Source organism: Rhizobium sp. NFACC06-2 (assembly GCF_900101425.1).
Taxonomy (GTDB): domain Bacteria; phylum Pseudomonadota; class Alphaproteobacteria; order Rhizobiales; family Rhizobiaceae; genus Agrobacterium; species Agrobacterium leguminum.
This window is the reverse complement of the sequence record NZ_FMVA01000004.1, coordinates 227,126-252,096: the sequence shown is the minus strand read 5'-3', so window position 1 is coordinate 252,096 and position 24,971 is coordinate 227,126. Positions and strand designations below refer to the sequence as shown.

24 protein-coding genes are annotated in these 24,971 nt (G+C 59.1%); 10 read left to right on the top strand and 14 right to left on the bottom strand.

What is annotated here, in order from left to right:
• Positions 1-104: 104 nt before the first annotated feature.
• Complete coding sequence (locus F3H58_RS10020; protein WP_149742075.1) at positions 105-2,165, bottom strand: M3 family metallopeptidase; 2,061 nt, start codon at positions 2,163-2,165, stop codon at positions 105-107.
• Between the two features lie 191 nt (positions 2,166-2,356).
• Here F3H58_RS10020 and F3H58_RS10015 point away from each other — a divergent pair, with 191 nt between their 5' ends.
• From F3H58_RS10015 to F3H58_RS10005, 3 genes are read left to right on the top strand one after another with little or no spacing between them, the layout of a single operon-like run.
• Positions 2,357-2,584 carry a hypothetical protein gene (locus F3H58_RS10015; protein ID WP_149742074.1) on the top strand — a complete coding sequence of 76 codons (228 nt, stop codon included), beginning with the start codon at positions 2,357-2,359 and terminating at the stop codon, positions 2,582-2,584.
• The gene (locus F3H58_RS10010) at positions 2,542-3,000 is read left to right on the top strand and encodes a MarR family winged helix-turn-helix transcriptional regulator (RefSeq protein WP_020813564.1); all 459 of its coding nucleotides are present in this window, start codon (positions 2,542-2,544) and stop codon (positions 2,998-3,000) included. Before F3H58_RS10015 ends, F3H58_RS10010 begins: the two co-directional genes overlap by 43 nt.
• A 5-nt stretch (positions 3,001-3,005) precedes the next feature.
• Entirely contained in the window at positions 3,006-4,202 is a 1,197-nt protein-coding gene (locus F3H58_RS10005; protein WP_188128854.1) for a multidrug effflux MFS transporter, read from the top strand.
• A 54-nt stretch (positions 4,203-4,256) separates the two neighbouring features.
• Here the strand turns inward: F3H58_RS10005 and F3H58_RS10000 are convergent, their stop codons facing one another.
• On the bottom strand, positions 4,257-5,480 hold the full coding sequence (locus F3H58_RS10000; protein WP_003523477.1) for an argininosuccinate synthase: 1,224 nt from the start codon (positions 5,478-5,480) through the stop codon (positions 4,257-4,259).
• A gap of 314 nt (positions 5,481-5,794) precedes the next feature.
• Here F3H58_RS10000 and F3H58_RS09995 point away from each other — a divergent pair, with 314 nt between their 5' ends.
• On the top strand, positions 5,795-6,649 hold the full coding sequence (locus F3H58_RS09995) for an SDR family NAD(P)-dependent oxidoreductase (protein ID WP_031234585.1): 855 nt from the start codon (positions 5,795-5,797) through the stop codon (positions 6,647-6,649).
• Positions 6,650-6,777: 128 nt separating this feature from the next.
• Positions 6,778-7,425: a LysE family translocator gene (locus F3H58_RS09990; RefSeq protein ID WP_003523192.1), complete on the top strand. Its 648-nt coding sequence runs from the start codon at positions 6,778-6,780 to the stop codon at positions 7,423-7,425.
• 40 nt (positions 7,426-7,465) lie between these two features.
• On the opposite strand, the gene F3H58_RS09985 is transcribed toward F3H58_RS09990, so the two are convergent.
• The 7 genes from F3H58_RS09985 to F3H58_RS09955 all read right to left on the bottom strand — a co-directional run bounded on the left by F3H58_RS09985 (position 7,466) and on the right by F3H58_RS09955 (position 13,284).
• Positions 7,466-8,260, bottom strand: coding sequence for an ABC transporter ATP-binding protein (locus F3H58_RS09985; protein WP_003523190.1), 795 nt, complete (start codon positions 8,258-8,260; stop codon positions 7,466-7,468).
• Positions 8,257-9,138: an ABC transporter permease gene (locus F3H58_RS09980; protein ID WP_003505036.1), complete on the bottom strand. Its 882-nt coding sequence runs from the start codon at positions 9,136-9,138 to the stop codon at positions 8,257-8,259. The genes F3H58_RS09985 and F3H58_RS09980 overlap by 4 nt, the downstream gene beginning before the upstream one ends.
• Positions 9,139-9,245: 107 nt before the next feature.
• The gene (locus tag F3H58_RS09975) at positions 9,246-10,199 is read right to left on the bottom strand and encodes an ABC transporter substrate-binding protein (RefSeq protein ID WP_149742072.1); all 954 of its coding nucleotides are present in this window, start codon (positions 10,197-10,199) and stop codon (positions 9,246-9,248) included.
• A gap of 108 nt (positions 10,200-10,307) precedes the next feature.
• On the bottom strand, positions 10,308-11,480 hold the full coding sequence (rlmN, locus tag F3H58_RS09970) for a dual-specificity RNA methyltransferase RlmN (protein WP_078052458.1): 1,173 nt from the start codon (positions 11,478-11,480) through the stop codon (positions 10,308-10,310).
• Between the two features lie 266 nt (positions 11,481-11,746).
• Positions 11,747-12,250 carry an invasion associated locus B family protein gene (locus F3H58_RS09965; RefSeq protein WP_003523183.1) on the bottom strand — a complete coding sequence of 168 codons (504 nt, stop codon included), beginning with the start codon at positions 12,248-12,250 and terminating at the stop codon, positions 11,747-11,749.
• A 296-nt stretch (positions 12,251-12,546) separates the two neighbouring features.
• The gene (locus tag F3H58_RS09960; RefSeq protein ID WP_003523181.1) at positions 12,547-12,927 is read right to left on the bottom strand and encodes a YkvA family protein; all 381 of its coding nucleotides are present in this window, start codon (positions 12,925-12,927) and stop codon (positions 12,547-12,549) included.
• A gap of 51 nt (positions 12,928-12,978) precedes the next feature.
• Positions 12,979-13,284 (bottom strand): 4a-hydroxytetrahydrobiopterin dehydratase, encoded by a 306-nt coding sequence (locus F3H58_RS09955; RefSeq protein ID WP_149742071.1) that lies wholly within the window; start codon positions 13,282-13,284, stop codon positions 12,979-12,981.
• A 58-nt stretch (positions 13,285-13,342) separates the two neighbouring features.
• Here F3H58_RS09955 and F3H58_RS09950 point away from each other — a divergent pair, with 58 nt between their 5' ends.
• A complete protein-coding gene (locus tag F3H58_RS09950; RefSeq protein ID WP_149742070.1) occupies positions 13,343-13,822 on the top strand; it encodes a low molecular weight protein-tyrosine-phosphatase in 480 nt (159 codons plus the stop codon).
• Here F3H58_RS09950 and thpR read toward each other — a convergent pair.
• Both thpR and F3H58_RS09940 read right to left on the bottom strand, forming a co-directional pair.
• A complete protein-coding gene (gene thpR / locus F3H58_RS09945; protein ID WP_003523177.1) occupies positions 13,756-14,349 on the bottom strand; it encodes an RNA 2',3'-cyclic phosphodiesterase in 594 nt (197 codons plus the stop codon). The two genes, F3H58_RS09950 and thpR, sit on opposite strands and share 67 nt — an antisense overlap.
• A 68-nt stretch (positions 14,350-14,417) precedes the next feature.
• Positions 14,418-15,068 carry an arylesterase gene (locus tag F3H58_RS09940; RefSeq protein ID WP_149742069.1) on the bottom strand — a complete coding sequence of 217 codons (651 nt, stop codon included), beginning with the start codon at positions 15,066-15,068 and terminating at the stop codon, positions 14,418-14,420.
• Between the two features lie 91 nt (positions 15,069-15,159).
• Here F3H58_RS09940 and F3H58_RS09935 point away from each other — a divergent pair, with 91 nt between their 5' ends.
• The 3 genes from F3H58_RS09935 to F3H58_RS09925 all read left to right on the top strand — a co-directional run bounded on the left by F3H58_RS09935 (position 15,160) and on the right by F3H58_RS09925 (position 19,384).
• Complete coding sequence (locus tag F3H58_RS09935; RefSeq protein WP_149742068.1) at positions 15,160-15,870, top strand: ABC transporter ATP-binding protein; 711 nt, start codon at positions 15,160-15,162, stop codon at positions 15,868-15,870.
• Positions 15,867-18,428, top strand: a complete 2,562-nt coding sequence (locus F3H58_RS09930; protein ID WP_149742067.1) for an ABC transporter permease — start codon at positions 15,867-15,869, stop codon at positions 18,426-18,428. Before F3H58_RS09935 ends, F3H58_RS09930 begins: the two co-directional genes overlap by 4 nt.
• A 218-nt stretch (positions 18,429-18,646) precedes the next feature.
• A complete protein-coding gene (locus F3H58_RS09925; RefSeq protein WP_065656928.1) occupies positions 18,647-19,384 on the top strand; it encodes a Bax inhibitor-1/YccA family protein in 738 nt (245 codons plus the stop codon).
• Positions 19,385-19,497: 113 nt separating this feature from the next.
• Here the strand turns inward: F3H58_RS09925 and F3H58_RS09920 are convergent, their stop codons facing one another.
• The 3 genes from F3H58_RS09920 to acnA all read right to left on the bottom strand — a co-directional run bounded on the left by F3H58_RS09920 (position 19,498) and on the right by acnA (position 23,916).
• A complete protein-coding gene (locus tag F3H58_RS09920) occupies positions 19,498-19,890 on the bottom strand; it encodes a DUF2794 domain-containing protein (RefSeq protein WP_149742066.1) in 393 nt (130 codons plus the stop codon).
• A gap of 401 nt (positions 19,891-20,291) precedes the next feature.
• The gene (locus tag F3H58_RS09915; protein ID WP_003523168.1) at positions 20,292-21,032 is read right to left on the bottom strand and encodes a DUF1223 domain-containing protein; all 741 of its coding nucleotides are present in this window, start codon (positions 21,030-21,032) and stop codon (positions 20,292-20,294) included.
• Positions 21,033-21,222: 190 nt separating this feature from the next.
• Positions 21,223-23,916: an aconitate hydratase AcnA gene (acnA, locus tag F3H58_RS09910; protein ID WP_149742065.1), complete on the bottom strand. Its 2,694-nt coding sequence runs from the start codon at positions 23,914-23,916 to the stop codon at positions 21,223-21,225.
• Positions 23,917-24,187: 271 nt separating this feature from the next.
• Between acnA and ccmA the strand changes: the two genes are divergently transcribed.
• Positions 24,188-24,829 carry a heme ABC exporter ATP-binding protein CcmA gene (ccmA, locus tag F3H58_RS09905; protein WP_149742064.1) on the top strand — a complete coding sequence of 214 codons (642 nt, stop codon included), beginning with the start codon at positions 24,188-24,190 and terminating at the stop codon, positions 24,827-24,829.
• Positions 24,830-24,971: the final 142 nt, after the last annotated feature.

Below are 24,971 nucleotides of genomic sequence, written 5' to 3'. Positions count from 1 at the left end.
CGCTCATAACCTTTTTTTTGCAAATGCGAAAGGGGGGGCCTTGTCATAAGCCCCCTGCACTCAGGTTCTAGCTCAGAAATATGACAGTCTTTTATACCGGACCCTTATGCCAGACCACGCTTCAAAAGCATGGCGTCCGGGCTTGGCATCTTGCCGCGAAAAGCAAGATAGGCCTCTTCCGGATCGATGGAACCGCCGACGGAATAGATATTGTCTTTCAACTTGCGCGCCATCTCGCCATCGAAGGGGTTGCCCGTTTCCTCGAAGGCCGAAAAGGCATCGGCGTCCAGCACTTCCGACCACATGTAGGAATAATAGCCGGCCGAATATCCGTCGCCGGAGAAAACGTGCTGGAAATGCGGGGTCGCATGCCGCATGACGATAGACTTCGGCATGTTCAGGGTGGAGAGCACCTCACCCTGCACAACCATCGGATCGCTCACGTTTTCCCGCGTGTGGAACGCCATGTCGACAATCGCCGACGAGGTGAATTCCACCGTGCTGAAACCGGCATTGAAGGTCTGCGCGGCCAGAACCTTGTCCAGCAGCGCCTTCGGCATCGGCGCGCCTGTGTCATAATGCAGGGCGTATTTTTCCAGAATTTCCGGCACCGTCAGCCAATGTTCGTAAAGCTGCGACGGCAATTCGACGAAATCGCGCGAGACGCCCGTTCCGGAAACGGAGGGGTAAGTGACATTTGACAACATGCCATGCAGCGCGTGGCCGAATTCGTGAAAAAGCGTGCGGGCATCGTCGAGCGAAAGCAGCGCCGGTTTGCCTTCAGCCGGTTTGGCGAAATTGCAGACATTGTAGATGATCGGAATTTCTCCGACCGTGCCGTTCTTCAAGGGCAGCTTGTGCTGCGACTGGAAAGAGCTCATCCACGCGCCGGAGCGCTTGGAGGGGCGGGCGAAATAATCGCCGAGGAACATGGCTTTCAGATCGCCCTTTTCATCGCGGATTTCGAAAACCCGCACATCCGGGTGATAGGCGGCGACGCCTTTGACTTCGACCGCTCGAATCCCGAACAGCCGCCCGGCCACATCGAAGCAGGCCTCGATGATCTTTTCGAGCTGGAGATAAGGCTTCAACTCCGCCTCGGAGAAGCTGAATTTCCGTGCCCGCAGCTTTTCGGCATAATGCCGCCAGTCCCAGGGCAGCACTTCGTGATTCCTGCCCTCCTCAGCGATGATGGCGGCCAGTTCGGCCTCTTCCTCGCCCGCACGGCGCACGGCCTTTTCCCAGACCTGGCCTAAAAGGCCGTTCACGGCATCCGGCGTCTTCGCCATCGTGTCATCAAGCTTGTAGGCGGCGAAATTCGCGTAACCGAGAAGCTTTGACTTTTCCTCGCGCAGTTCGAGCGTGCGGTGGACGATATCGCGATTGTCGGTCTCGCCGCCATTCTCGCCGCGCGCCACCCAGGCCCTGAAGGCCTGCTCGCGCAGATCGCGGCGTTCGGAAAAGGTCAGGAAAGGCTCGATGATGGAACGGGAAAGGGTGACGGCAAATTTGCCGTCCTCGCCATGCTCACGGGCCGCACCCGCCATCGCGTCGCGCAGGAAACCGGGAATACCGGCAAGTTCCTCTTCCGTGGAAAGCAGAAGCTTCCAGTTCTTTTCATCAGCCAGCACATTCTGCCCGAATTTCGCACCGAGACCCGCAAGCTCCTCATTGATCGCCGCCAAGCGTTCCTGCCGGTCCTTCGGCAGCTTGGCGCCGGAGCGCACGAAACCCTTCCAGTGCCGCTCAAGAACGCGGCTTTCCTCACCCGTCAGCCCAAGCGTTCCGCGCTTTTCCCACAATGTATCGATGCGCTTGAACAACGCTTCGTTCATGCCGATCTTCGAATAGTGCCGCGACAGTTTCGGCGCGATCTCCCGCTCCAGCGCCTGGATCACACCATTGGTATTGGCGCCTGCCCTGTTCCAGAACAGCGCCGAAATGCGCGAAAGATCGTCTCCGGCGATTTCGAGCGCGGTCACGGTGTTTTCGAAGCTCGGGGCCTCAGCATTACCGGCAATCGCATCGATTTCCTGTTCGTGGGACAGAAGGGCGGCATCGAAGGCCGGAGCGAAATCCTCATCCCTGACCGCATCGAATTTCGGCAGACCATTGTGGCCGTTCCAGTCAACGAGTGCGGGATAAAGCGCGGTCTTGGATGGCATTTCATCTTCCTTGAACGATTCCGGTTTAAGCCCATATGGGCACGCCTCCACCGGCAATTCAATGCCGGACTTTGGTGCAAGGAAGATTGGCTGCGACCTGATTTTTGCTTTTGCCCCAACTGCCGGCACAGACGCCGGATACCGATGGCAGGTGACCTATGTAAGGGACTTGACCGACGATATGGACCGGCATGGCAGATGAAATAAAACGCGGGGTGTCCGATCTTCTTTGCTTTGGCGTAACAATCATCGATTATGTTGCCGACCGTAACGCAATCGAACTGACACATACTTTACTCGATTTTCAACAATATGATTTATGCGCCATTGATTATCGCCCGGATTTTAGTAAGGCTGACTTACGAAAAGGCGAAGCATGGGCACTAAACGCGAAAAAGACTCGTTGGCATTTTTACTGAACAGCGGCGCACGCCTGCTGAACAGTGCGTTTGAGCGCCGAATTTCTGAAGCCGGACTGGGCCTGACGCCCGGCGAAGCGCGCGCGTTGCTGACGGTTGCCGTCGTTGATGGCAGCAAGCAGTCGGATATCGCCGCCCGGCTCGGCATCGAGCCGATGACGATCTGCGCCTATCTCGACAAGCTGCAATCTCTCGATCTCATCGAACGCCAGCAGGACCCGCAGGACAGGCGCTCCAAGCGCATCGTGCTGACAAAAAACTCCACCGACATGCTGGAAGCCGTGCGCCAGGAAATCGATGAACTCGTCCGTCACGCCACGCAGGGCCTGAACGAAGAAGAAGTCGCGCTTTTCCGCAGCTTCCTGCAGACCCTTCGCAACAATCTCCAGCCGGAACAGCCGGGCCAGAGCTGCTGATCGCAATGTCGCCAAAAACGATCATGTCCAGAAAGCGCACGGCCATACTCGGTGCGTTGCTGACGGCGCTGGCGCCGATTTCCATGGCGATCTACACACCGGCCATGCCGGAACTGACGCGGGTTTTCTCCACCACGGAATCCGCCGTCAAACTCAGCCTCTCGCTTTATTTCGCCGGTTTCGCCATCGCCCAGCTGCTCGCCGGCCCGGCATCCGATGCCTTCGGTCGGCGAAAGGCGAGCCTCGTCTTCCTCTCCATCTTTCTGGGCGGTGGACTGCTGGCGATCTTCGCCCCAACAATTGAAGTGCTGCTCTTCGCCCGGCTTGTTCAGGGCATTGGCGCCTCCGTCGGCATGACGGTGGCGCGCGCCATCGTGCGCGATCAATTCACAGGCGCCGAAGCCTCCAGCATCATGAACCTCATTGGCATCATGCTGGCCGTTGGCCCCGCCATGGGCCCGACCATCGGCGGGCTTTCGCTTGCGGCTTTCGGGTGGCAATCGGTATTTTTCCTGATGGCCGGCCTCGGGGCCATCGCCATCTTCTCCGTCGTGGTCTTCCTGCGCGAGACGACGAGCCCGGACAAGAACCTGATCCGCCCGCGTCGCCTCCTGTCGGCCTACGGGACATTGCTCACCGAGCCGCGTTTTCTTCTGGCCGCACTGGTGCTCGGCGGTTCCATCGGCGCGCTTTATGCGCAGGCGACCATGCTGACCTTCATCCTCATCAACAAGGTCGGCATGACGCCCACCGCCTTCGGCATTGGCATGCTGATGCAGACCGGCGCTTATTTCTTCGGCTCCATCGCCCTGCGTTATATCGCACCGCGGCTGGGTGACCGCCGTTCGGTCGTCCTCGGCCTCTGTTTTTCGGGAACAGGCGGTCTCCTTATCCTGCTGTCGGTGTTACTGATACCGCCATCCTTTCTTTCGATCATGGGACCCGTGGCGGTCGCAACGGTCGGCATCGCCTTATTGACGCCATCCATGGTGACGGCGGCCCTCGCACCATTCCCACATATTGCCGGCTCGGCATCGGCGATGATGGGCTTCATTCAGATGGGGTCGGGTTTTGCAGGCGGCGCCGCAGCCTCGCTTATCGGTTCGCCGTTGACCGGCTTCGGCATCATCATCCCCGTGATGGAATTCACCGCAATCGCCAGCTATATCGGCTTCCGCATCGTCTCCAGACGAGAGACATGAAAAAACCCGCCGGCGTCGCCGCCAGCGGGTTTCATTATTTCCATTCCAGCAGAATTACTTGCTGATATTGCGCTTTGCGAGCGTGCGAAGACGCAGCGCGTTGAGCTTGATGAAGCCTGCCGCATCCTTCTGGTCATAAGCGCCGTGGTCGTCCTCGAAGGTCACCAGCGCGTCGGAATAGAGCGACTTGGCGCTCTCGCGGCCGGTTACCATGACGTTGCCCTTGTAGAGCTTCAGCGTCACTTCGCCTTCTACATGTTCCTGGCTCTTGTCGATCAGCGCCTGCAGCATTTCGCGCTCCGGCGAGAACCAGAAGCCGTAATAGATAAGCTCGGCGTAACGCGGCATCAGCTCGTCCTTGAGATGCGCTGCACCCCGGTCGAGCGTGATGGATTCGATGGCACGGTGTGCGGCAAGCAGAATGGTGCCGCCGGGCGTTTCATATACGCCGCGCGACTTCATGCCGACGAAACGGTTCTCAACCAGATCGAGACGGCCGATGCCGTTTTCGCGGCCGTAATTGTTAAGCGTGGCAAGAAGCGTCGCGGGCGACATTTCGACGCCGTTGATGGAGCAGGCATCGCCCTTGCGGAAACCGACCTTGATGACGGTTGCCTTGTCGGGCGCGGCTTCCGGGGAAATGGTGCGCATATGCACATATTCCGGTGCTTCCTGCGCCGGGTCTTCGAGAACCTTGCCCTCGGAAGAGGAGTGCAGCAGGTTGGCGTCGACCGAGAAAGGCGCCTCGCCCTTCTTGTCCTTGGCAACCGGAATCTGGTGCTGTTCGGCGAAGTTCAAGAGGTCAGTACGGCTTTTGAACGTCCAGTCGCGCCAGGGAGCGATGATCTTGATATCCGGGTTCAGCGCATAGGCCGAAAGCTCGAAACGGACCTGGTCGTTGCCCTTGCCGGTGGCGCCATGGGCAATGGCGTCGGCGCCGGTCTTCTTGGCGATTTCGATCAGGTGCTTGGAAATAAGCGGACGGGCAATGGAGGTGCCGAGCAGATAGACGCCTTCATAAACGGCGTTGGCGCGGAACATCGGGAACACGAAATCACGCACGAACTCTTCGCGGACGTCCTCGATGAAGATTTCCTTGATGCCCAGCATCTCGGCCTTCTTGCGCGCCGGCTCAAGTTCTTCGCCCTGGCCGAGATCGGCGGTGAAGGTCACGACCTCCGCGCCGAGTTCCGTCTGAAGCCATTTCAGGATGATCGAGGTGTCGAGACCGCCGGAATAGGCGAGAACGACTTTCTTAACGTCTTTCGGAAGTGCCATAGTGATGTCCATCTGCATGATGACGGCATTGGGACACCGCCATTTCCTTGGGATTTCGGCACTTTTACAGTGCAACCCGAAATGTGTGAAGCGCTTTTCCGTGAGATAAGCGACAAAACAATTGATGGGCGGGTACGACAGCAGGAGATGACCGGGCGCATCGATGGGAACGAAGCAATTGTCACATGCATTATGAAAATTCGCGCTTTATCATAAGCGGCGCGATCGACTTGAAGACCGTGAATGAAGCCTCTCAGGTTCAGGCAACGTTGCAAATCGCTGGAAACAGCCGAAACGACGCGAAGGAGAAACCTATGACGACCATCCACCCCGCATTCAAGGAAGATAATGTCGCTGTCATCACCGGTGCGGCATCCGGCATCGGACTTGCCGCCGCCCGCAAATTCGCCGGTTTCGGCATGAGTGTCGTTCTCGTCGATCTCGACGGCGACAGGCTTGCCGCAGCCCATGCGGATATTCTGGCCGTCGCAAAGGACGGCGAAGCGCAGATCGTCGCCATCCCCACCGACATATCCAAACTCGATGAACTGGAGGCGCTGGAGCGCGCCGTTATCCAGCGTTTCGGACGCGTCCACGTTCTGATGAACAATGCCGGCATTCAGCCCGGCAGCGCCATTTTCGGCCCACAGGCCAATTGGGAAAAAATCATCAACGTCAATCTGATGGGCGTCGTGAACGGCAGCCGCGTTTTCGGCCAGGGCATGATCGCCCATGGCGAGCCGGCACTCATCATCAATACCGGCTCGAAACAGGGCATCACCACACCTCCCGGCGATCCCGCCTATAACGTCTCGAAGTCCGGCGTCAAAACCTTCACGGAAGCGCTTCAGCACGAATTGCGCAATATTCCGAACGGCTCGGTTTCCGCCCATCTGCTGATCCCCGGTTACGTTTTCACCGGTCTCACCGCCCATGGCAGAACGGAAAAGCCGGAAGGCGCTTGGACCGGCGAACAGACCGTCGACTTCATGGTCGAAAGTATCGGCCGGGGCGATTTCTACATTCTCTGCCCGGATGGCGAGGTGGACCGCCCGACGGATGAAAAACGCATTCTCTGGGCGGCCTATGACATCGTCCAGAACCGCCCGCCGCTGTCGCGCTGGCACACGGAATATTCCGCCGCCTTCACCAGCTTCCTGAAAAACTGAATGTTCCAGGCCGCCGCGATGCAACCGTTGCGGCGGCTTTTCGCGCCGATGCATTGGCGGTCAAAAACATTGGCAGAAGCGCGAAATCGCGTTAAGCACGGCAACCTCCAGATTTTACGGGTGCCACGATGGATTTCGTTCCAGGCCTGCCAACATTGATCGCCTTCACCATCGCCATTCTGCTTCTGGCGGTGACGCCGGGGCCTGACATGACGCTTTGGATCAGCCGCTCGCTGCGCGAGGGCCGAACGGCGGGTTTCATGACGCTTCTGGGAACCAATATCGGCATTACCGTGCACACGATGCTCGTCGCCTTCGGCGTCGCCGCCCTCATCGTCGCTTCGCCGACGGCTTTCATGATCCTGAAGACCGGCGGGGCCGCGTATCTCGTCTGGCTCGCCATTCAGGCGATCCGCAAGGGCTCGGATTTCGTGATGGTGAAAAGCACCGGCGAAAAAGCGCAGTCCTCGCTGAAATCAGCGCTGTTGAACGGCATCTGGGTGAACCTGCTGAACCCGAAGATCATCATCTTTTTCATGACCTTCCTGCCGCAATTCGTCAGTGCATCCGACCCGCATGTAACCGGCAAGCTGATCTTCCTCGGCATCTGGTCGATCATCGTCGCGCTGCCGATCGGCATCGGCATCGTGATCGCCGCAGATGTTCTTTCAGCCTGGCTGCAACGCAACCGGAAAATTCTGCGCGGACTGGATTATACGATCGCCGGCGTCTTTTCGCTTTTCGCCGTCAAGATTTTCTTCACGCAGGCGCGCTGACGGCAAACAAAAAAGGCGCCTTGCGGCGCCTTTTTTACAATCAACCGATCAGCAACTCATCGTCATCGAGCTTCTGGCCGCGTATCTTGCGGAACATGTCAATCAGGTCCTCGACCTCGAGATCCTTGCGGCTGTCACCGGAGACGTCGAGCACGATCTCACCGGCATGCAGCATGATCGTGCGAGTGCCATAATCCAGCGCCTGACGCATGGAATGGGTAACCATCAGCGTCGTCAGCTTGCGCTCCGACACGACCTTACGGGTCAGCTCCATCACGAATTCGGCCATGCCGGGATCGAGAGCAGCCGTATGTTCATCGAGCAGCAGCACGTCCGAGCCGGACAGCGTCGCCATAACAAGCGAGACCGCCTGCCTCTGACCGCCGGACAGAAGGTCCATGCGGTCCTTCAGACGATTTTCCAGCCCGAGATTGAGCGAGGCAATGCGCTCCTTGAAAAAATCCCGACGGCCGCGCCCAAGCGCCGGCAGAAGGCCGCGACGCTCGCCGCGCGACGCTGCCAGCGCCAGATTTTCCTCAATGGTGAGCGCGCCGCAGCTGCCCGCCAGCGGGTCCTGAAACACGCGCGCCACTCGCCCAGCCCGGCTGGCGGTCGGTTTGCGGGTAACATCGGCGCCGCCGATCATCACCTTGCCCGCCGTCGGCAGGACATCGCCCGCCAGAACGCCGAGCAGCGTCGATTTGCCGGCGCCATTGGAGCCGATGACGGTGACGAAGGAGCCATCCTCGATGGTGAGGTCGATCTTGGAGAGCGCCTGCTTCTGCAGCGGCGTGCCGCGCCCGAAGACAACCTGGATATCGGAAAGGGAAATCACGATGTTGCTCCCCCGCGGCGCAGTCGGGGCAGGATCAATGCGATTGCCACCAATACCGCCGTTACGAAATTGAGATCGGACGCCTTGAGGCCCAGCACATCGCTCGACAGGGCAAGCTGGATGGCGAGACGATAGGCGATGGAGCCGAAAACGCAGCCGATCAGCGCGATCAGAATGCCGCGCGCGCCGAACAGCGTTTCGCCGATGATGACGGCGGCAAGGCCGACGACAATGGTGCCGACACCGGAGGTCACATCCGCAAAGCCGTTGGTCTGCGCAAACAGCGCGCCACCGAGAGCGACCAGCGCATTCGAAAGCGCCATACCTAGATAGATCTGGTTGCCGGTCTTCACGCCCTGCGCCCGCGCCATCCGCGCATTGGCACCCGTCGCCCGCATGGCAAGGCCCGCATCGCTTTCAAGGAAACGCCAGACGAGGATGACCGCGATCAGCACCAGCGCGCCGACGAACAGCGGCCGCACCAGATATTCCGACAGGCCGAGGCCGTAAAACGGCGAGATCATCGTATCCTGATTGAGCAGCGCGACATTCGGCTTTCCCATTACGCGCAGATTGACGGAAAACAGCGCGATCATCGTCAGGATCGAGGCAAGCAGGTTGAGGATCTTGAAACGAACGTTGAGCGTCGCGGTCACGATGCCGGCGGCGGCACCGGCCACCATCGCAATCGCCGTCGCAACCCAGGCATTTAGACCGGCGATGATCAGCACGGCAGCCACGGCGGCGCCGAGCGGAAACGAACCGTCCACGGTCAGGTCAGGAAAATCAAGCACCCGGAAAGCGAGATAAACGCCGATCGCCACGAAAGCGAAGACCAGTCCCAGCTCCACGGCACCCCAGAAGGCGATTTGGCTCACGGTAATGTCCTTGTTATTGCCGCCATCAGGCGGAGACGGGCACCGTCTCGTGCCACGTAAAACGGGCGGCGAATTTGCCGCCGCCCGTTATTCAGTCTGGTTTCGGTTCAGTCGATGACCTTGGTGGCGCGCTTGGTGATGCTTTCCGGGAAGGTAACGCCAGCTTTTTCGGCGGCCTTCTTGTTGATCACCAGATCAGTGCCGACAGCAACGGTTGCCGGAATATCGCCCGGCTTTTCACCCTTGAGGATACGGACGACGACGGCGCCGGTCTGCTTGCCAACGTCGAAATAGTTGAAACCGAGGGCGGCAACCGCACCGCGGGCGACGGAATCCGTATCGGCGGCGTAAAGCGGAATCTTGGCTTCGGATGCAACGCCGGCAGCCGCTTCGAAAGCGGAAACGATGGTGTTGTCGGTCGGAACGTAGATCACATCGGCCTTGCCGACCAGCGCGCGGGTTGCGCCCTGCACTTCTGCGGACTTGGTGGCGACGGATTCAACAACCTTGAGACCCGCCTTCCCGGCTTCGGCCTTCAAGAGGGCCAGCGTCGAAACGGAGTTGGCCTCGGCCGAGTTGTAGATGAAACCGATCGACTTGGCGTTCGGGGAGATTTCCTTGATGAGCGCCAGATGTTCGCCAACCGGCAGCATGTCGGAAAGGCCGGTCACGTTGCGGCCGGGCTTTTGCATGTCCTTGACGAGCTGTGCGCCGACCGGATCGGAAACCGCCGTGAAGACGACCGGAATGTCGCGCGTGGCGGCAACGACGGCCTGCGCAGACGGCGTCGAGATCGGCACGATGACGTTGGGCGCATCGCCCACGAACTGGCGCGCGATCTGCGCGGCGGTGCCGGGATTGCCCTGCGCGGACTCATAAAGGAACTTGAGGTTCTCGCCTTCCTTGTAACCGGCCTCGGCAAGAGCCGCCTTGACGCCATCACGGGCGGCATCAAGCGCCGGATGTTCGACGATGGCGGTGACGGCGACGGTGACGTTTTCAGCCTTGGCCGGCAGAACGAAGGCGCTCGCGGCAGCGAGAGCCAGAATGAATGCGCGCATGGATATCCTCCTGTTGGTTCCCTGTTTTCGTCTTCTTAGGAACAAGACAGCCCGAAATCAATCGGAGACCGCTGCAAAACAAGCTTTCAGGCGGCAATTGCGGCTTATTCAGTCATCCGCGCCGTGGTTGGCGATCATCATCGCCTCGAAAGCCAGCCTTTCGGTCTTGCGCATGCGCTCCGATTCCGACTTCAGCTGGCCGCAGGCGGCGAGAATATCGCGGCCGCGCGGCGTGCGGATCGGCGAAGCATAACCCGCCTGATTGATGAAATCGGCGAACTTCTCGATCTGCGCCCAGTCCGAGCACTGATAGTTCGTGCCCGGCCATGGGTTGAACGGAATGAGGTTGATCTTGGCCGGAACGCCCTTCAGAAGCTGCACCAGCATCTTGGCGTCTTCCAGACTGTCATTCACATCCTTCAGCATCACATATTCGAAGGTGATGCGGCGGGCATTGGAAAGGCCCGGATATTTGCGGCAGGCCTCGATCAGCTCCTTCAGCGGATATTTCTTGTTGATCGGCACGAGCATGTCGCGCAGCTCGTCGCGCACCGCATGCAGCGAAATCGCCAGCATGACGCCGATCTCATCGCCGGTGCGGAAGATTTCCGGCACAACGCCCGAGGTGGAGAGCGTGACGCGGCGCTTGGAGAGCGACAGGCCGTCGCCATCGGTGGCAATCAGAAGCGCGGTCTTCACATGCTCGAAATTATAGAGCGGCTCGCCCATGCCCATCATCACGATGTTGGAGACCTTGCGGCCTTCACTCGGCACATAAGCGCCCACCGGTGTCGAACCATCGGGAAAATCGCCGAGCCGATCACGGGCCAGCAGAAGCTGGGAGAGAATTTCCTCAGCCGTCAGGTTGCGCACGAGGCGCTGGGTGCCGGTGTGACAGAAGGAACAGGTCAGCGAACAGCCCACCTGGCTCGAAATGCACAGCGTGCCGCGACCCTCTTCGGGAATATAGACCGTCTCGATTTCGACCGGACGTCCCGCACCGCGCGGCGGGAACCGCATCAGCCATTTGCGGGTGCCGTCATTGGAAATCTGCTCCTCGACGATTTCCGGGCGGGCGATGGTGAAGGCCGCCTTCAGCTTCTCGCGAAGCTCCTTGGCGACATTAGTCATATTGTCGAAATCGGAGACGCCGCGCACATAAAGCCAGTTCCACAACTGGCTGACGCGCATCTTCACCTGCTTCTGCGGCACGCCGATCTCGGCCAGTGCCTCGCCCATGTCCTCACGCGTCAGGCCGATCAGCGACGGCTTGCCGGACATCAGATCGCTATTGGCGATCAGCGGGGTTTTGACTGCCAGGCCGGCAGGGGCTTGCATTACGGACATTACGCTATCCCACCATTCCATGCATCGCACGACCAGCCTTTTGGATAGGCGGAAAATCGTCTGCATGTCGAGAAAATCAAAGGCGGAGCACTTTTCGCGCATCCGCCTGTCAATGTTGCCGCGCCTTTAGCATCAAACAAGCAAAAACGCAAATGGCCGGTCAATGACCGGCCATTGTCGAATGCGATAAAGCGTCAGGGTTACTTGCAGCTTTCGATCTGCTTGAGAGCCGCCGAAATACCCGACAGCGAATAGGAATAGGAGGTCGCGGTGCCGCGGCCGGAAACTGCCTTGACGGTCATCGACTTGCCGCCCTTCATGGCGGCGACGAGTGCCGGTTCTTCAGCGGCGTTTTCAACCCAGGCGGCCTTGTCCTTGGTGAACATGACGAAGTTCTTGTTGTCGATCGTCACATTGACCTTGGAACCCTGCTTCAGCGGATAACCCACCATGGCCTGCGGCTCATAGGAAATGTTCTGGCCCGGACGCTGCGAGACGATGAAGAAGATATCGCCGTGATCGACGCTTGCCGGTTCCTTGGCGGTCGGAATGGAAAGAACGTAGCAGACGGTGCTGTTGCCCGATTTGTACGAATAGGCACCCCATGCATTGAACTGCTGGATGCGCGTGGGCGACTGTGCAGATGCTACGCCGACGCTGGTCAGCAAAATGGCCGCTGCGGTTGCTACACTTCTTACAAACATAGAATTTCCTGCCGGGTTATTGTCTTCCATTGGCCCGAAGCATCGGCGAGCCCAGTTTCTGGATCGGCCACGTTCAGGTGCGGATCGTCTTTTCTCATTGTGGTCGGGAAGCGGTTACCAAACCGTCAACAACACGCATAAAATGCCGGAAACGTCTTGCGGTGTTACAGATTGGCGACTCCCGACGCCCTGAGGAGAAGGGCGCGAAACACCCTTCCTCCGTGTGTATGACACATAAATTCAGGCAAGAATTTGTCGCCCGTCGGGCTCACCCGAACAGGCAGATCACAGAGGCGTTACCCGGCTTCCTGCTGCCGTTTCAGCATAGCGTCAGCCGCCTCGTAATGCTCCATCTTGATATGGGCGCGGATCATGGCGAGCGCTGCCGTGATGACGGCAATATCGTCGGTGAATCCGATAACGGCCAGCACATCCGGCACGGCATCCATCGGCATGATGAAATAGGCGAGCGCCGCCAGAATGATACCCTTGGCGCGCAGCGGCGTATCGCGATCGATCGCGCAATAATAGGCAGCCGCGGCATCGCGTGCGAAAGGCACCTTCGACATCACACGCTTCAGCTTGGGCCAGAATTTTGCCCGCACCACAGTCTCACGCTCCTGCTGCCTGTCGGTTTCACCCGGCAGAAGAATTTCACCGATTTTCACATCATCCATGATCGACGGTCCTCCGGTCACGGCTATTATATGGGATTTAAGGTCCGCCGTTCAATTGCTTCGGCCCGCAGCCGCCTTCTGCATGGCCTCGGCTAGAAGAAAATCCCGCTCCGTCACACCCTGAGAATCATGGGTGGTAAGGCAGACCTTGACCCGCGAATAGACATTGGACCATTCGGGATGGTGATTGAGCCTTTCCGCGACAAGTGCAGATTCGGCCATGAAACCGAAGGCTTCCGCAAAGCTGGAGAACTTGAAAGAACGGACGATCGCCGCCCCGTCCTCGCGCAGGGACCAGCCCTCTAGTTTCAACAGGGCCTGCCGGATGGCGTCCGGCTCGAGTCTGGGATATTTCATGAACTTGCCTCCGCTTGAGACCCATTAACGTTTCAACGACCGGATCGACGCATATTCCATGAAACATACAGCTATTCTTTTTGTCTGCATGGGCAATATCTGCCGTTCACCGCTGGCCGAAGGGGTTTTGAGACACCTTGCCGACGGCGCGGCTATATCTGATCGGCTTACCGTCGATTCCGCCGGCACCGGCAGCTGGCACGCGGGTGACGCACCCGATCCGCGATCCATCGCCATGGCGCGACGGCATGGCGTCGATATTTCCAGGCAGCGGGCGAGACAGGTCACCCCTGCGGATTTCGAGACCTTCGACCTGATACTCGCCATGGACGAAAACAATCTGGCGAACCTGCTGCAATCGAGCCCGGAAAGACAGCGGCACAAGATCCATCTCTTCATGGACTATGCCACTGGCCGCCGCGAGAACGTCCCCGATCCCTATTACGGGGCCGAGGACGGGTTCCTCAAGGTCTACAACATGCTCTTGGCAGGATGCAGATCGTTGCTCGAAAAAATGGAGCTGGACCGCGCCTCATGAAGCGGAAACGCCTCTTCAACGATATAGGGTCCGCCGCCCACCGATTCCTTCGACGACATCAGCACGAAACGGCCAACCGTGAAGGGCGAGGTGCGGAAGTTGCCGCGTCCGGAAAGATACTGCACCACATCGTCCACGCGGGAGGAGCGCAACCGCGCCAGCGTGACATGCGGCATGAACTTGCGCGGATCGGGCGGGAGACCGATCCTCTGGCAGATCCGCTCGATTTCCGCCTGAAGCGCATGCATTTCCGGCGAGGGAGAAACCCCGGCCCAGATGGAATGCGGTTTCTTGGAACCGAAGGACCCCATACCGGTGAGGCTGAGCTGGAATTCCGGCCTTTCGATCCGGTCCAGCCTGTCCACGACCTCATCGGCGGTCCGCCCGTCGATGTCACCGATAAAACGCAGGGTTATGTGATAATTCTCCACATCGATCCACCGGGCTCCCGGCAGACCACCGCGCAACAATGAGAGGCTCATAGCCGCATTGCGCGGAATTTCGAGGGCGGTAAACAGTCTCGGCATGGCGAGCTCCCCGAATCTCTTGGCAGAACAAGCATAGCGAATCACGCAATGCAGGCGGGCGCAAGTGCTTATTTTTTTTGCGCACCGATTGTCGTGATGAAGCTTTCAACAGCCGGCAAAGATTTTTCGACCATCATCGCCACACCCTTCGTATTGGGGTGCATCTTGTCGTCCAGCTTCAGCGCATCATCCGTCACCACGCCATCCAGAAAGAAGGGATAAAGCGGCAGGTTGTATTTTTCGGCGAGCTTCGGAAAGATCGGATTGAAGCGGCTGGCATAATCATCGCCCATGTTCGGCGGCGCCATAATGCCGACCAGCAACACGGCTATGTTGCGCTTCTGAAAACCGGAAATGATGGTGTCGAGGTTCTTTTCGGTCTGTTCGGGGGGGATTCCGCGCAGCGCATCATTGGCGCCGAGTTCCAGGATGACCCCGTCCGTACCGTCGGGAACCGACCAGTCCGCCCGCGCCAGACCGCCGGAAGAGGTATCGCCGGACACACCGGCATTGGCGATGGCGACATTGACGCCCTTGCCCTTTAATGCAGCCTCAAGCTGTGCGGTGTAGCTGTCGGTGGGGGGAAGCTGATAGCCGGCCATCAGGCTGTCGCCGAGTCCGACCAGCTGCAATGTCCGCTCCTGAGCCATGACAACAGTTGCGGAAAAGGCGGCGGCAAAAATGACGATGAAGTGAAACAGGGCAGCTTTAAATCTCATCACGGCTTTCCTAACTTGGTTCCCATTGTCTGAAATACCGACCGCATCGACCGCCAGACCGTTTTCATCACCCTATATAGGAACGAGAATTGTGACGAAAAGCATCATAGAGCTGAAGAAAGCCGACCTCACGCTCGGCAATGCCGCCGCCTCCGTTCACGTTCTCAAGAACATCGATCTTTCAATCGGAGAGAGCGAGGCGGTTGGTATCGTCGGCCCCTCCGGATCGGGAAAATCGACGCTTCTGATGGTGCTTGCCGGTCTCGAGAGGCTCGATAGCGGTGAAATCGTCATCGCGGATACGGAACTGCACAAGCTCGGCGAGGACGCGCTGGCGGATTTTCGTGGCCGCAACATCGGCATTGTTTTCCAGTCCTTCCATCTTATCGCCAATATGACGGCGCTGGAAAACGTTGCGGTCCCACTCGAACTGGCAAACACACCCAACCCCTTCGAGATCGCCAGACGCGAGCTCGTCGCCGTCGGTCTCGGCGAACGTCTCAATCATTATCCCGGCCAGCTCTCCGGCGGCGAACAGCAGCGTGTCGCCATCGCCCGCGCGCTTGCCCCCTCACCGGCCGTGCTGATTGCTGACGAACCGACCGGCAATCTCGATACCGATACCGGCAGGCAGATCGCCGATCTTCTCTTTGCCAAACAGGCCGAACGCGGCATGACGATGATCCTCGTCACCCACGATCCGTCGCTTGCCGCCCGGTGCTCACGCCAGATCAAGGTGCGCTCCGGCGAGATAGAGGGCGACAGCGCCACCTCCCATATGGCGCGGGCGGTGTCGGCATGACCGGATCCATTATCCCGTCTCTTGCCAATATCAGAAACGCCGCAAGGCTCGCCCGGCGCGAAATTCGCGGCGGGTTACGCGGCTTTTACATTTTCCTCGCCTGCATCGCGCTTGGAACCGGCGCCATCGCCGCCGTCAATTCCGTCTCGCGCGCGGTGACCAGCGCCATCGCCACGGAAGGTCAGTCCATATTGGCGGGCGATGTGCGTTTCGAACTGCGCAACAGGGAAGCGACACAGGAAGAGCGGGCCTATCTCGACAGCCTCGGCACCGTCGCGGTTTCCACCGGGCTGCGCTCCATGGCGCGCCTCGCCGACGGGTCCGAACAGACCCTGACGGAAGTGAAGGCTATCGATGGCGCTTACCCGCTCTATGACACCTTCGTTGCCGAGCCGAACCGACCGCTGAATGAGCTTCTGGCCGGGAACGGCGACACCTACGGCGCCATTGCCGCGCCGCTTCTGCTGGAACGGCTCGGGATCAAGGTCGGCGATGAAATCCTGCTCGGCAATGTGAAGCTGAAACTGACCGGCACCGTGGTCGACGAGCCGGATGCTCTCTCCGACGGTTTCGGTTTTGCTCCACGACTGATGGTCAGCCGCGACGCCCTTTTCGCCTCGGGTCTCGTTCAGAACGGCAGTCTGGTCGAGCATGCCTACAAGATCAGGCTGAACGATCCTTCGGCACGGTCAACGATGACCGATGCGGCCAACAAGGCCTTTCCCGATGCCGGCTGGTCCATCCGCACCAGTGACCGGGCGGCCCCATCGCTCACCGAAAACGTCAATCGCTTCTCGCAATTCCTGACACTGGTAGGCCTCACCGCTCTCATCGTCGGCGGTGTCGGCGTTGCCAATGCCGTTCGCGCGTTTCTGGATTCCAAGCGCACCACCATCGCCTCGTTGAAATGCTTAGGGGCGCCGGCCTCGGTGGTCACCATGACCTATCTTTTCCAGATTGCCTTCATTGCCGCCGTCGGCATTGTCATCGGCCTTGTCGTCGGCGCCGTCGCGCCGCTTATCGCCATGCGGTTTCTGGAAGGCTTATTGCCCGTGCCGGAAGAGCTTGCCTTTTATCCCGGCGCGCTCGGCCTCGCCGCCCTGTTCGGCCTCCTGACGACGCTCGCTTTCGCCATCGTGCCGCTTGGCCAAGCGCGCGAAGTGCCGGCAACCGCACTTTTCCGCGAACAGGGTTTCGAGGAGGGCACCTGGCCATCCTGGCCCTATCTGGCCGCAACCGGCCTGCTGCTGGCAGCGCTCGCCGCGCTGGCCATCCTTTCGGCGGAAGACCGCTTCATCGCCTCGGTCTTCCTGGCGGCCATCGCTTTTGCCTTCGTGGTGCTAAGGCTCGTTGCCTCCGGCGTGAAAGCCATCGCCAAGCGTAGTCCGCGCGTTCATTCGGCTGCGCTCAGGCTGGCGATCGGCAATATTCACCGGCCGGGTGCGCTCACCCCGTCTGTCGTCCTTTCGCTCGGCCTCGGCCTGACCCTGCTCGTGACGCTCACGCTGATAGACGGCAATCTGCGCCGCGAACTGACGGACAGCCTGCCGGACCGCGCACCGAATTTCTTCTTCGTGGATATTCAGGGCAGCGAACTTCAGGGCTTCCGCGATCTTCTGAAGCGGGAAGCGCCGGAAGGCGCGCTGACCGAAGTGCCGATGCTGCGCGGCCGCATCCTGGCGCTCAACGGCGAGGACGTCACGAAAATGGAGGTGCCTCCGGCCGGACGCTGGGTGCTGCGCGGCGACCGGGGTATCACCTATTCGCAGGATATTCCCGAAAACGCGACTCTCACAGAAGGAAGCTGGTGGGGACCGGACTATAGCGGCGAGCCGCTGGTCTCCTTCGCGGCCGAGGAAGCCGGGGAACTGGGTCTCAAGATTGGCGACACGGTGACCGTCAACGTGCTCGGCCGCAGCATAACGGCAAGGATCGCCAATCTGCGCAATGTCGAATGGGAATCCCTCTCAATCAATTTCGTCATGGTGTTTTCGCCAAACACCTTCCGCGGCGCACCGCATGCGTGGCTGGCGACACTCGCCGACCCCTCCGCAACCGCCGCCGACGAAGGCCGCATATTGCGCGCTGTCACCAACGCCTTTCCGACGATCACCAGCGTGCGCGTAAAGGATGCGCTCGACGTCGTCAACCGGCTTGTCGGCCAGCTTGCCACCGCGATTCGCGCCGCCGCAGCCGTCGCCCTCATCGCCTCCGTCCTGGTTCTCGCCGGCGCTCTTGCCGCCGGAAACCGCGCCCGCACCCATGACGCGGTCATCCTGAAAACGCTGGGCGGCACACGAAACCTGCTCATCCGCGCCTTCTCCTACGAATATATGATGCTCGGCCTCGCCACCGCCGTCTTCGCACTTTTCGCCGGCGGCGTCTCCGCATGGTTCGTGATCGCCCGCATCATGAAGCTGCCCTCCAGCTTCCTGCCGGATGTGGCGATCGGAACGCTCGCCGTCGCCCTCGTCATGACGGTGGGCATCGGCCTCGTCGGCACATGGCGGATTCTCGGGCAGAAGGCAGCCCCGGTTCTCCGGCAGGCGGGTGAATGATCGTCGGTTGTGCACCGCTTAACTTTAACGATTAATTCTTTGTAATGATCGCCAAAACGTGAGCGCTTTTCGCGCATATGGTGTCTTTTCGACGGGAAAAGGCCTTGTATAGAACACGTTCTGCCATCATATTCTTGATCAGGCTTGCTGAAGCTCCGCAGCGGCGCCCGGGAGGTATCCCGACACCGTAGCAATCACGGAGCTCAAAAGAGGAAACAATGGCTGACTTCAATAACTACCAGAATCGCATGGCGCAGACGCGTGCACAGTCTGGTGCGATGATCGATGAAGGTCTTCGCGCCTATATGCTGAAGGTTTATAACCTGATGGCGCTGGCTCTGGTCATCACCGGCGTCGCGGCATTTGGCACCTATACGCTTGCTGCTTCGAACCCGGCTTTTGCCCAGCTGCTTTTCGCGTCGCCGCTGCGCTGGGTCGTGATGCTCGCTCCGCTGGCACTGGTCTTCTTCCTTAGCTTCCGCATCCAGAACATGAGCGTTTCCGCTGCGCAGACGACGTTCTGGGTTTACGCCGCGCTGATGGGTGTTTCGCTCTCCTCGATCTTCCTGGTCTACACCGGCCAGAGCATCGTGCAGACCTTCTTCGTGACCGCGGCCTCGTTCGGTGCGCTCTCGCTTTACGGTTACACGACCAAGAAAGACCTGTCTGGCATGGGTTCGTTCTTGATCATGGGCCTGTTCGGTCTGATCATCGCTTCGATCGTCAACATCTTCCTTGCATCCTCCGCGCTGCAGTTCGCGATTTCCGCGATTGGCGTGCTGATCTTCGCAGGCCTGACCGCCTACGACACCCAGAAGATCAAGGAAATGTATTTCGATGCTGACGATGTTGCCGTCGCTGGCCGTAAGGCCATCATGGGCGCACTGACGCTCTACCTCGACTTCATCAACCTGTTCACCTTCCTCCTGCAGTTCCTCGGAAACCGCGACGACTAAGGTTAAGTGTTCGATTGCGAGACTTATGAAAGGCGGCCCTTCGGCCGCCTTTTTATTTGGGAAGATTCTTCACACTTATTCGCCAGAGGCGGGCAGTCCGCTTTTGCGAAACCTCACTCGATGAGCTTCAAAACCTTGTCGAAGACCTTCAGAACCTGCGGCAACTCCTGCCCTCGCTTGAGAATGCGGCCATCCGTATTCACCACACAGTAGGCGCCCTGTTTCGCAGCCAGCTTGGGGTTTTTCTCGATCCTGAAAAGCGGCATTTCGCCTGAACGCTTGAAGACGGAAAATACCGCCTTTTCCTTGAGGTGATCGATGGCGTAGTCACGCCATTCACCCTCTCCCACCATGCGGCCATAGATGCGCAGGATCGCATCCAGCTCGCGGCGGTGAAAGGTGACCGGCAAAGGGTCCTTGTTCTTTTTATATTCGCGGAGATCGATAACGGTGGAATTGTCACGTGAAGCGGTCTGCACCTGCTGCACATCCGGTTGATCGGTCATCCAATACCTCCGATTCCACCCAAATCATCCATGCAGTGTGAGCCTGAGAGAGCGAAATTGCAAGTCTTTGCACCGGCATAGCGCACAGGACAGGGAATTCCGGGAAAGGGTTCGACAAGCCTTCGATGCGCAGAGTAACCGGAAGACGGCAGCGCAGAATTGCGCCCGCCGATTCTCCGACGAGCGCTGCCAACGGCAAAGGCAGGGGTTAAAAATGGTAACCATTTAGGCAGCCATTTTCACATGGGCTGCCGTATTTCGGTCAAACCATGGCCCGAATTGGGTGGAATAGTCCTATTGTCAATTGATGCCTAGGCACCAAGATGACCCGGTCCGGTGCATTGACCCTTTACCCCCAGCCCCCAATGCCCGGACCGGATCTTCCATCGCCCGACAGGCGATCAGGGGTTTTCATTTCCAAGCAGGATACTTGCGCCGACGATTGCCGCAGGATCGCCGCCGGCATTGGCCGTCTGCAACAGCACGGCGCAGCCGCCCTTTTTCACCTTGGCCACCACGCTCGCCGGAAGCTTCACCGTCATCGGCGAACCATCCCACATGCCGACCGTCTGCACATCATAGACGCTGTGCCAGTAGGACATTTTTTTCCCCTGGTTTTCGCCCTTTTGCACATCCACGGTCTGCTCTCGCGTGAAATAGGCGACGACGACATCGGCCTTGCCGCTGCCCGCGCCGATATCGATCTCCACCTCATCACCGGCAAATTTCGACGAGACCGGCACGTTCAGTCCCTTGCCTTCGCGCTTGAACGCATCCAGCCTGTCATAGATGCCACGGACATCGGCACCCTTGACGTGGTCGCGGCCGTTCAGAATGGCCTGCGGCGTATAGACCCCGTTACGGCCGAGCGCGCGCATGTAACCATATTGCCGGTCGGTATTTTCCTTAGACGCCAGCGAGTCCGTCCAGCCGAGATAGTTCCAGTAATCGACATGGTAGGAAAGACCGACGACGTCGCCCTTCTGGATCATCTTGCGCAGGGCTTCATCGGCCGGCGGGCAGGATGAGCATCCCTGCGACGTGAACAATTCGACGACGCCCTTCACGGCCTCCTGCGCCTGCGCGGAGGTGACGAGGAACGTGCCGAGAAGACATATCGACAGGGGGAATTTCAGCGGCATTACAAAAACCTTTGTCCGGAAGAGATCCAGACGAATTGATGCGATCAATCCTGCCGGGATGCAAACCGGAAAATAACGTCTATTGCCCTTCAATAGAAAGTCACGAAGGGGTGAGCGACAATCACAAAAAAAGAGACCATGAAATGCAAAGACGCCGGGATTTCTCCCGGCGTCTTCGATTGTTGAAGCTTTATGCGGCCAGATCGCGAAGAACGGTCTGCAAAATGCCGCCGTTGTTCATGTAGATCACTTCGTCCAGCGTATCGATGCGGCAAAGAAGCGGAACTTCCTTCACCGAACCGTCGCTATAGGTGATCTTGGCGATCTTCTTTTCACGCGGCCTGATTTCACCTTCGAGACCGTCGATCTCGACGATTTCATCACCCTTAAGATCGAGGCTCGCCCAGGTCGTGCCTTCTTCGAAGACAAAGGGAACGACGCCCATGCCGACGAGGTTCGAACGGTGGATACGTTCGAAAGACTGCGCAATGACAGCCTTGACGCCGAGCAGGTTGGTGCCCTTCGCCGCCCAGTCGCGGGACGAGCCGTTACCATATTCGACACCGGCGAAGATGACGAGCGGGACGCCTTCCGCCTTGTATTTCATGGCAGCGTCATAGATCGACATCTCTTCCTTGGACGGATAATGGATGGTGTAGCCACCTTCCTTGCCGTTCGGGCCGAGCATGTGGTTGCGGATGCGGATATTGGCGAAGGTGCCGCGCATCATCACTTCATGGTTGCCGCGACGCGTGCCGTACTGGTTGAAGTCAGCTACGGCGACGCCATGCTCCGTCAGATAGGCACCGGCAGGCGAAGCGGCCTTGATCGAACCGGCCGGAGAAATATGGTCGGTGGTGATCTTGTCGCCGAAGAGACCGAGGACGCGCGCGCCCCTGATGTTCTTGAGGCCCGAGCCCTTTTTGCCCATGCCGACGAAATAGGGCGGGTTCTGAACATAGGTCGACTGGTCGTCCCAGGCATACGTCTGGCCCGGAGGAACCTGAACCGCCTGCCAGTTCGCATCGCCCTTGAACACGTCGGCATACTTCGTTTCGTAAAGCTCGCGGGTGACGTATTTCAGGATGAATTCCTGGATTTCCTTGGAGGTCGGCCAGATATCCTTGAGGTAGACCGGATTGCCGTTCTGGTCGTCGCCGATCGGCTCCTTCGTCAGATCCTTCTGGACCGTGCCGGCAAGGGCATAGGCCACGACGAGCGGCGGCGAGGCCAGATAGTTCGCCTGAACATCCGGCGAAATACGACCCTCGAAGTTGCGGTTGCCCGAGAGAACACCGGCGGTGATCAGGCCCTTGTCGTTGATCGTCTTGGAGATCGCCGGCGGCAGCGGGCCGGAGTTACCGATGCAGGTCGTGCAGCCGAAGCCGACGAGGTTGAAGCCGATCGCGTCGAGATCCTTCTGCAGACCGGACTTGTCGAGATATTCGGCAACGACCTGCGATCCGGGCGCGAGCGACGTCTTCACCCACGGCTTGGACTTCAGACCCTTGGCGACGGCGTTGCGGGCGAGAAGGCCGGCAGCGATGAGAACCGAGGGGTTGGAAGTGTTTGTGCAGGAGGTGATGGCGGCAATCGCCACATCGCCATGACCGAGATCGAAAGCCTCACCTTCGACCGCATAACGGCTCGAAAGCTGGCCGGGCTTCTTATAGTCGTTTTCAAGAGCCGTCGCGAAATTCGGCGCGATGGTTTCGAGCGGCAGGCGGCCTTCCGGACGCTTGGGGCCCGCCATCGACGGCACGACGTCGCCAAGGTCGAGTTCCAGCGTGTCGGTGAAGACGAGGTCGGAACCGTCGCCGGTGCGCCACATGTCCTGCGCCTTCGAATAGGCTTCGACGAGCGCGATGCGATCCTTGGCACGGCCGGACATGGTCAGGTAATTGATGGTCTCGCTATCCACCGGGAAGAAGCCGCAGGTCGCGCCATATTCCGGGCCCATATTGCCGATGGTGGCGCGGTCGGCCAGAGACATCGAATCGAGGCCGGGGCCGAAGAATTCGACGAATTTGGAGACAACGCCCTTTTTGCGCAGCATCTGAACCACGGTCAGCACGAGGTCGGTCGCGGTCACACCTTCCTTCACCTTGCCGGTCAGCTTGAAGCCGATAACCTCGGGCAGAAGCATGGAGACCGGCTGGCCAAGCATGGCCGCCTCAGCCTCGATACCGCCAACGCCCCAGCCGAGAACGCCGAGACCATTGATCATGGTCGTGTGCGAATCGGTGCCGACGCAGGTATCCGGATAAGCAATCGTCTCGCCATCCTCTTCCTTCGTCCAGACGGTCTGGCCGAGATATTCGAGGTTGACCTGGTGACAGATGCCGGTGCCGGGCGGAACCACACGGAAATTCTTGAACGCCTGCTGGCCCCACTTCAGGAAGCGGTAACGCTCGCCGTTGCGCTCATACTCCAGCTCGACGTTGCGGGCAAAGGCGCTCGGCGTGCCGAATTCGTCGACGATGACCGAGTGGTCGATGACGAGATCGACGGGAACCAGCGGGTTGATCTTTTCCGGATCGCCGCCAAGGGCCTTGATGCCGTCACGCATGGCGGCAAGGTCGACAACGGCGGGAACGCCGGTAAAGTCCTGCATCAGAACGCGGGCGGGGCGATAGGCGATTTCGGTTTCGGTTAGGCCCTTGTTGTTCAGCCATTCGGAAACCGCCAGAATGTGTTCCTTGGTGACGGACTGGCCGTCCTCGAAACGCAGCAGGTTTTCCAAGAGAACCTTCATGGAATAGGGCAGCTTGGAAACGCCCTTCAGGCCATTGGCTTCAGCCTTGGGAAGGCTGAAATAGACATAGTCCTTACCATCAACGGTAAGAACGGAACGACATTGGAAACTGTCGAGTGATTTGGGCATGGATAAAAACCCCGCTTACTCTGATAGCCAACACGTGCGTGCGGACACCTATGCACTCATGCACATCAGGATGCGGGTACGACCATTTCCGCTGTCCGCACGTGAAAATTGCTCCTCGCAATCGTCAAGTCCGGCGCAAGATGATGTTCACGCCGGCCGCTGGCGTGTTGACACCCATATAGATAATTTCTCTAAAACGTGCCAGACCATTCAACGAACCTAATCGATTTTTTTATGATCGAGACGACGAAATCGTAATCGGAACCGCAGCATGGATTTGACGGCGGAAAATCTTGGCGTGCGACGCGGCGAAGATTTCATATTCATGAATATTTCCTTCAAGTTAAGCGACGGTGAGGCTCTTGTGCTGACCGGTCGCAACGGTTCAGGAAAATCCACCCTGCTACGCACGGTGGCCGGCCTGCTGCGGCCCGAACAGGGACGAATAAAGATAGCCGGCAAAGAAATCGAAGCTGACATGCGCCCGTCCGAGGCCTGCCATTATCTTGGCCATCGCAATGCGATGAAAACGGAACTGACCGTTTCGGAGAATCTTCGGTTCTGGAAAGACTTCCTCGGCGATTTTTCCGGCGGTGCGGGCATGGCAATCGACGAGGCGGCGGAGATCGTCGGCCTCGCCGGCATTACCCACCTGCCCTTCGGTTATCTCTCCGCCGGCCAGCAGCGGCGTTTTGCCATGGCGAAACTTTTGATTGCATGGCGACCGGTGTGGATTCTCGATGAGCCGACGGCGGCGCTCGACAAGGCTGCGGACGGGATGTTTACCGATCTCGTGAAAAACCACCTCGGGAAAGGTGGCATCGTTCTGGCCGCTACCCATCAGCCCCTGGGGTTGGAGAAGGCGCAGGAATTGCAGATGACGGGTTTTGCGGGTGTGGAGGCTTGGGCATGAACGGCGGAGCTTGTGGTTTTACCCCCCTCTGCCCTGCCGGGCATCTCCCCCTCAAGGGGGGAGATCGACCTGCGGCTAAGTCTCGCCCATCTCTACGCCTGAGAATAAAGCTGCGGAAGAGCCTCTTGCCGATCTCCCCCCT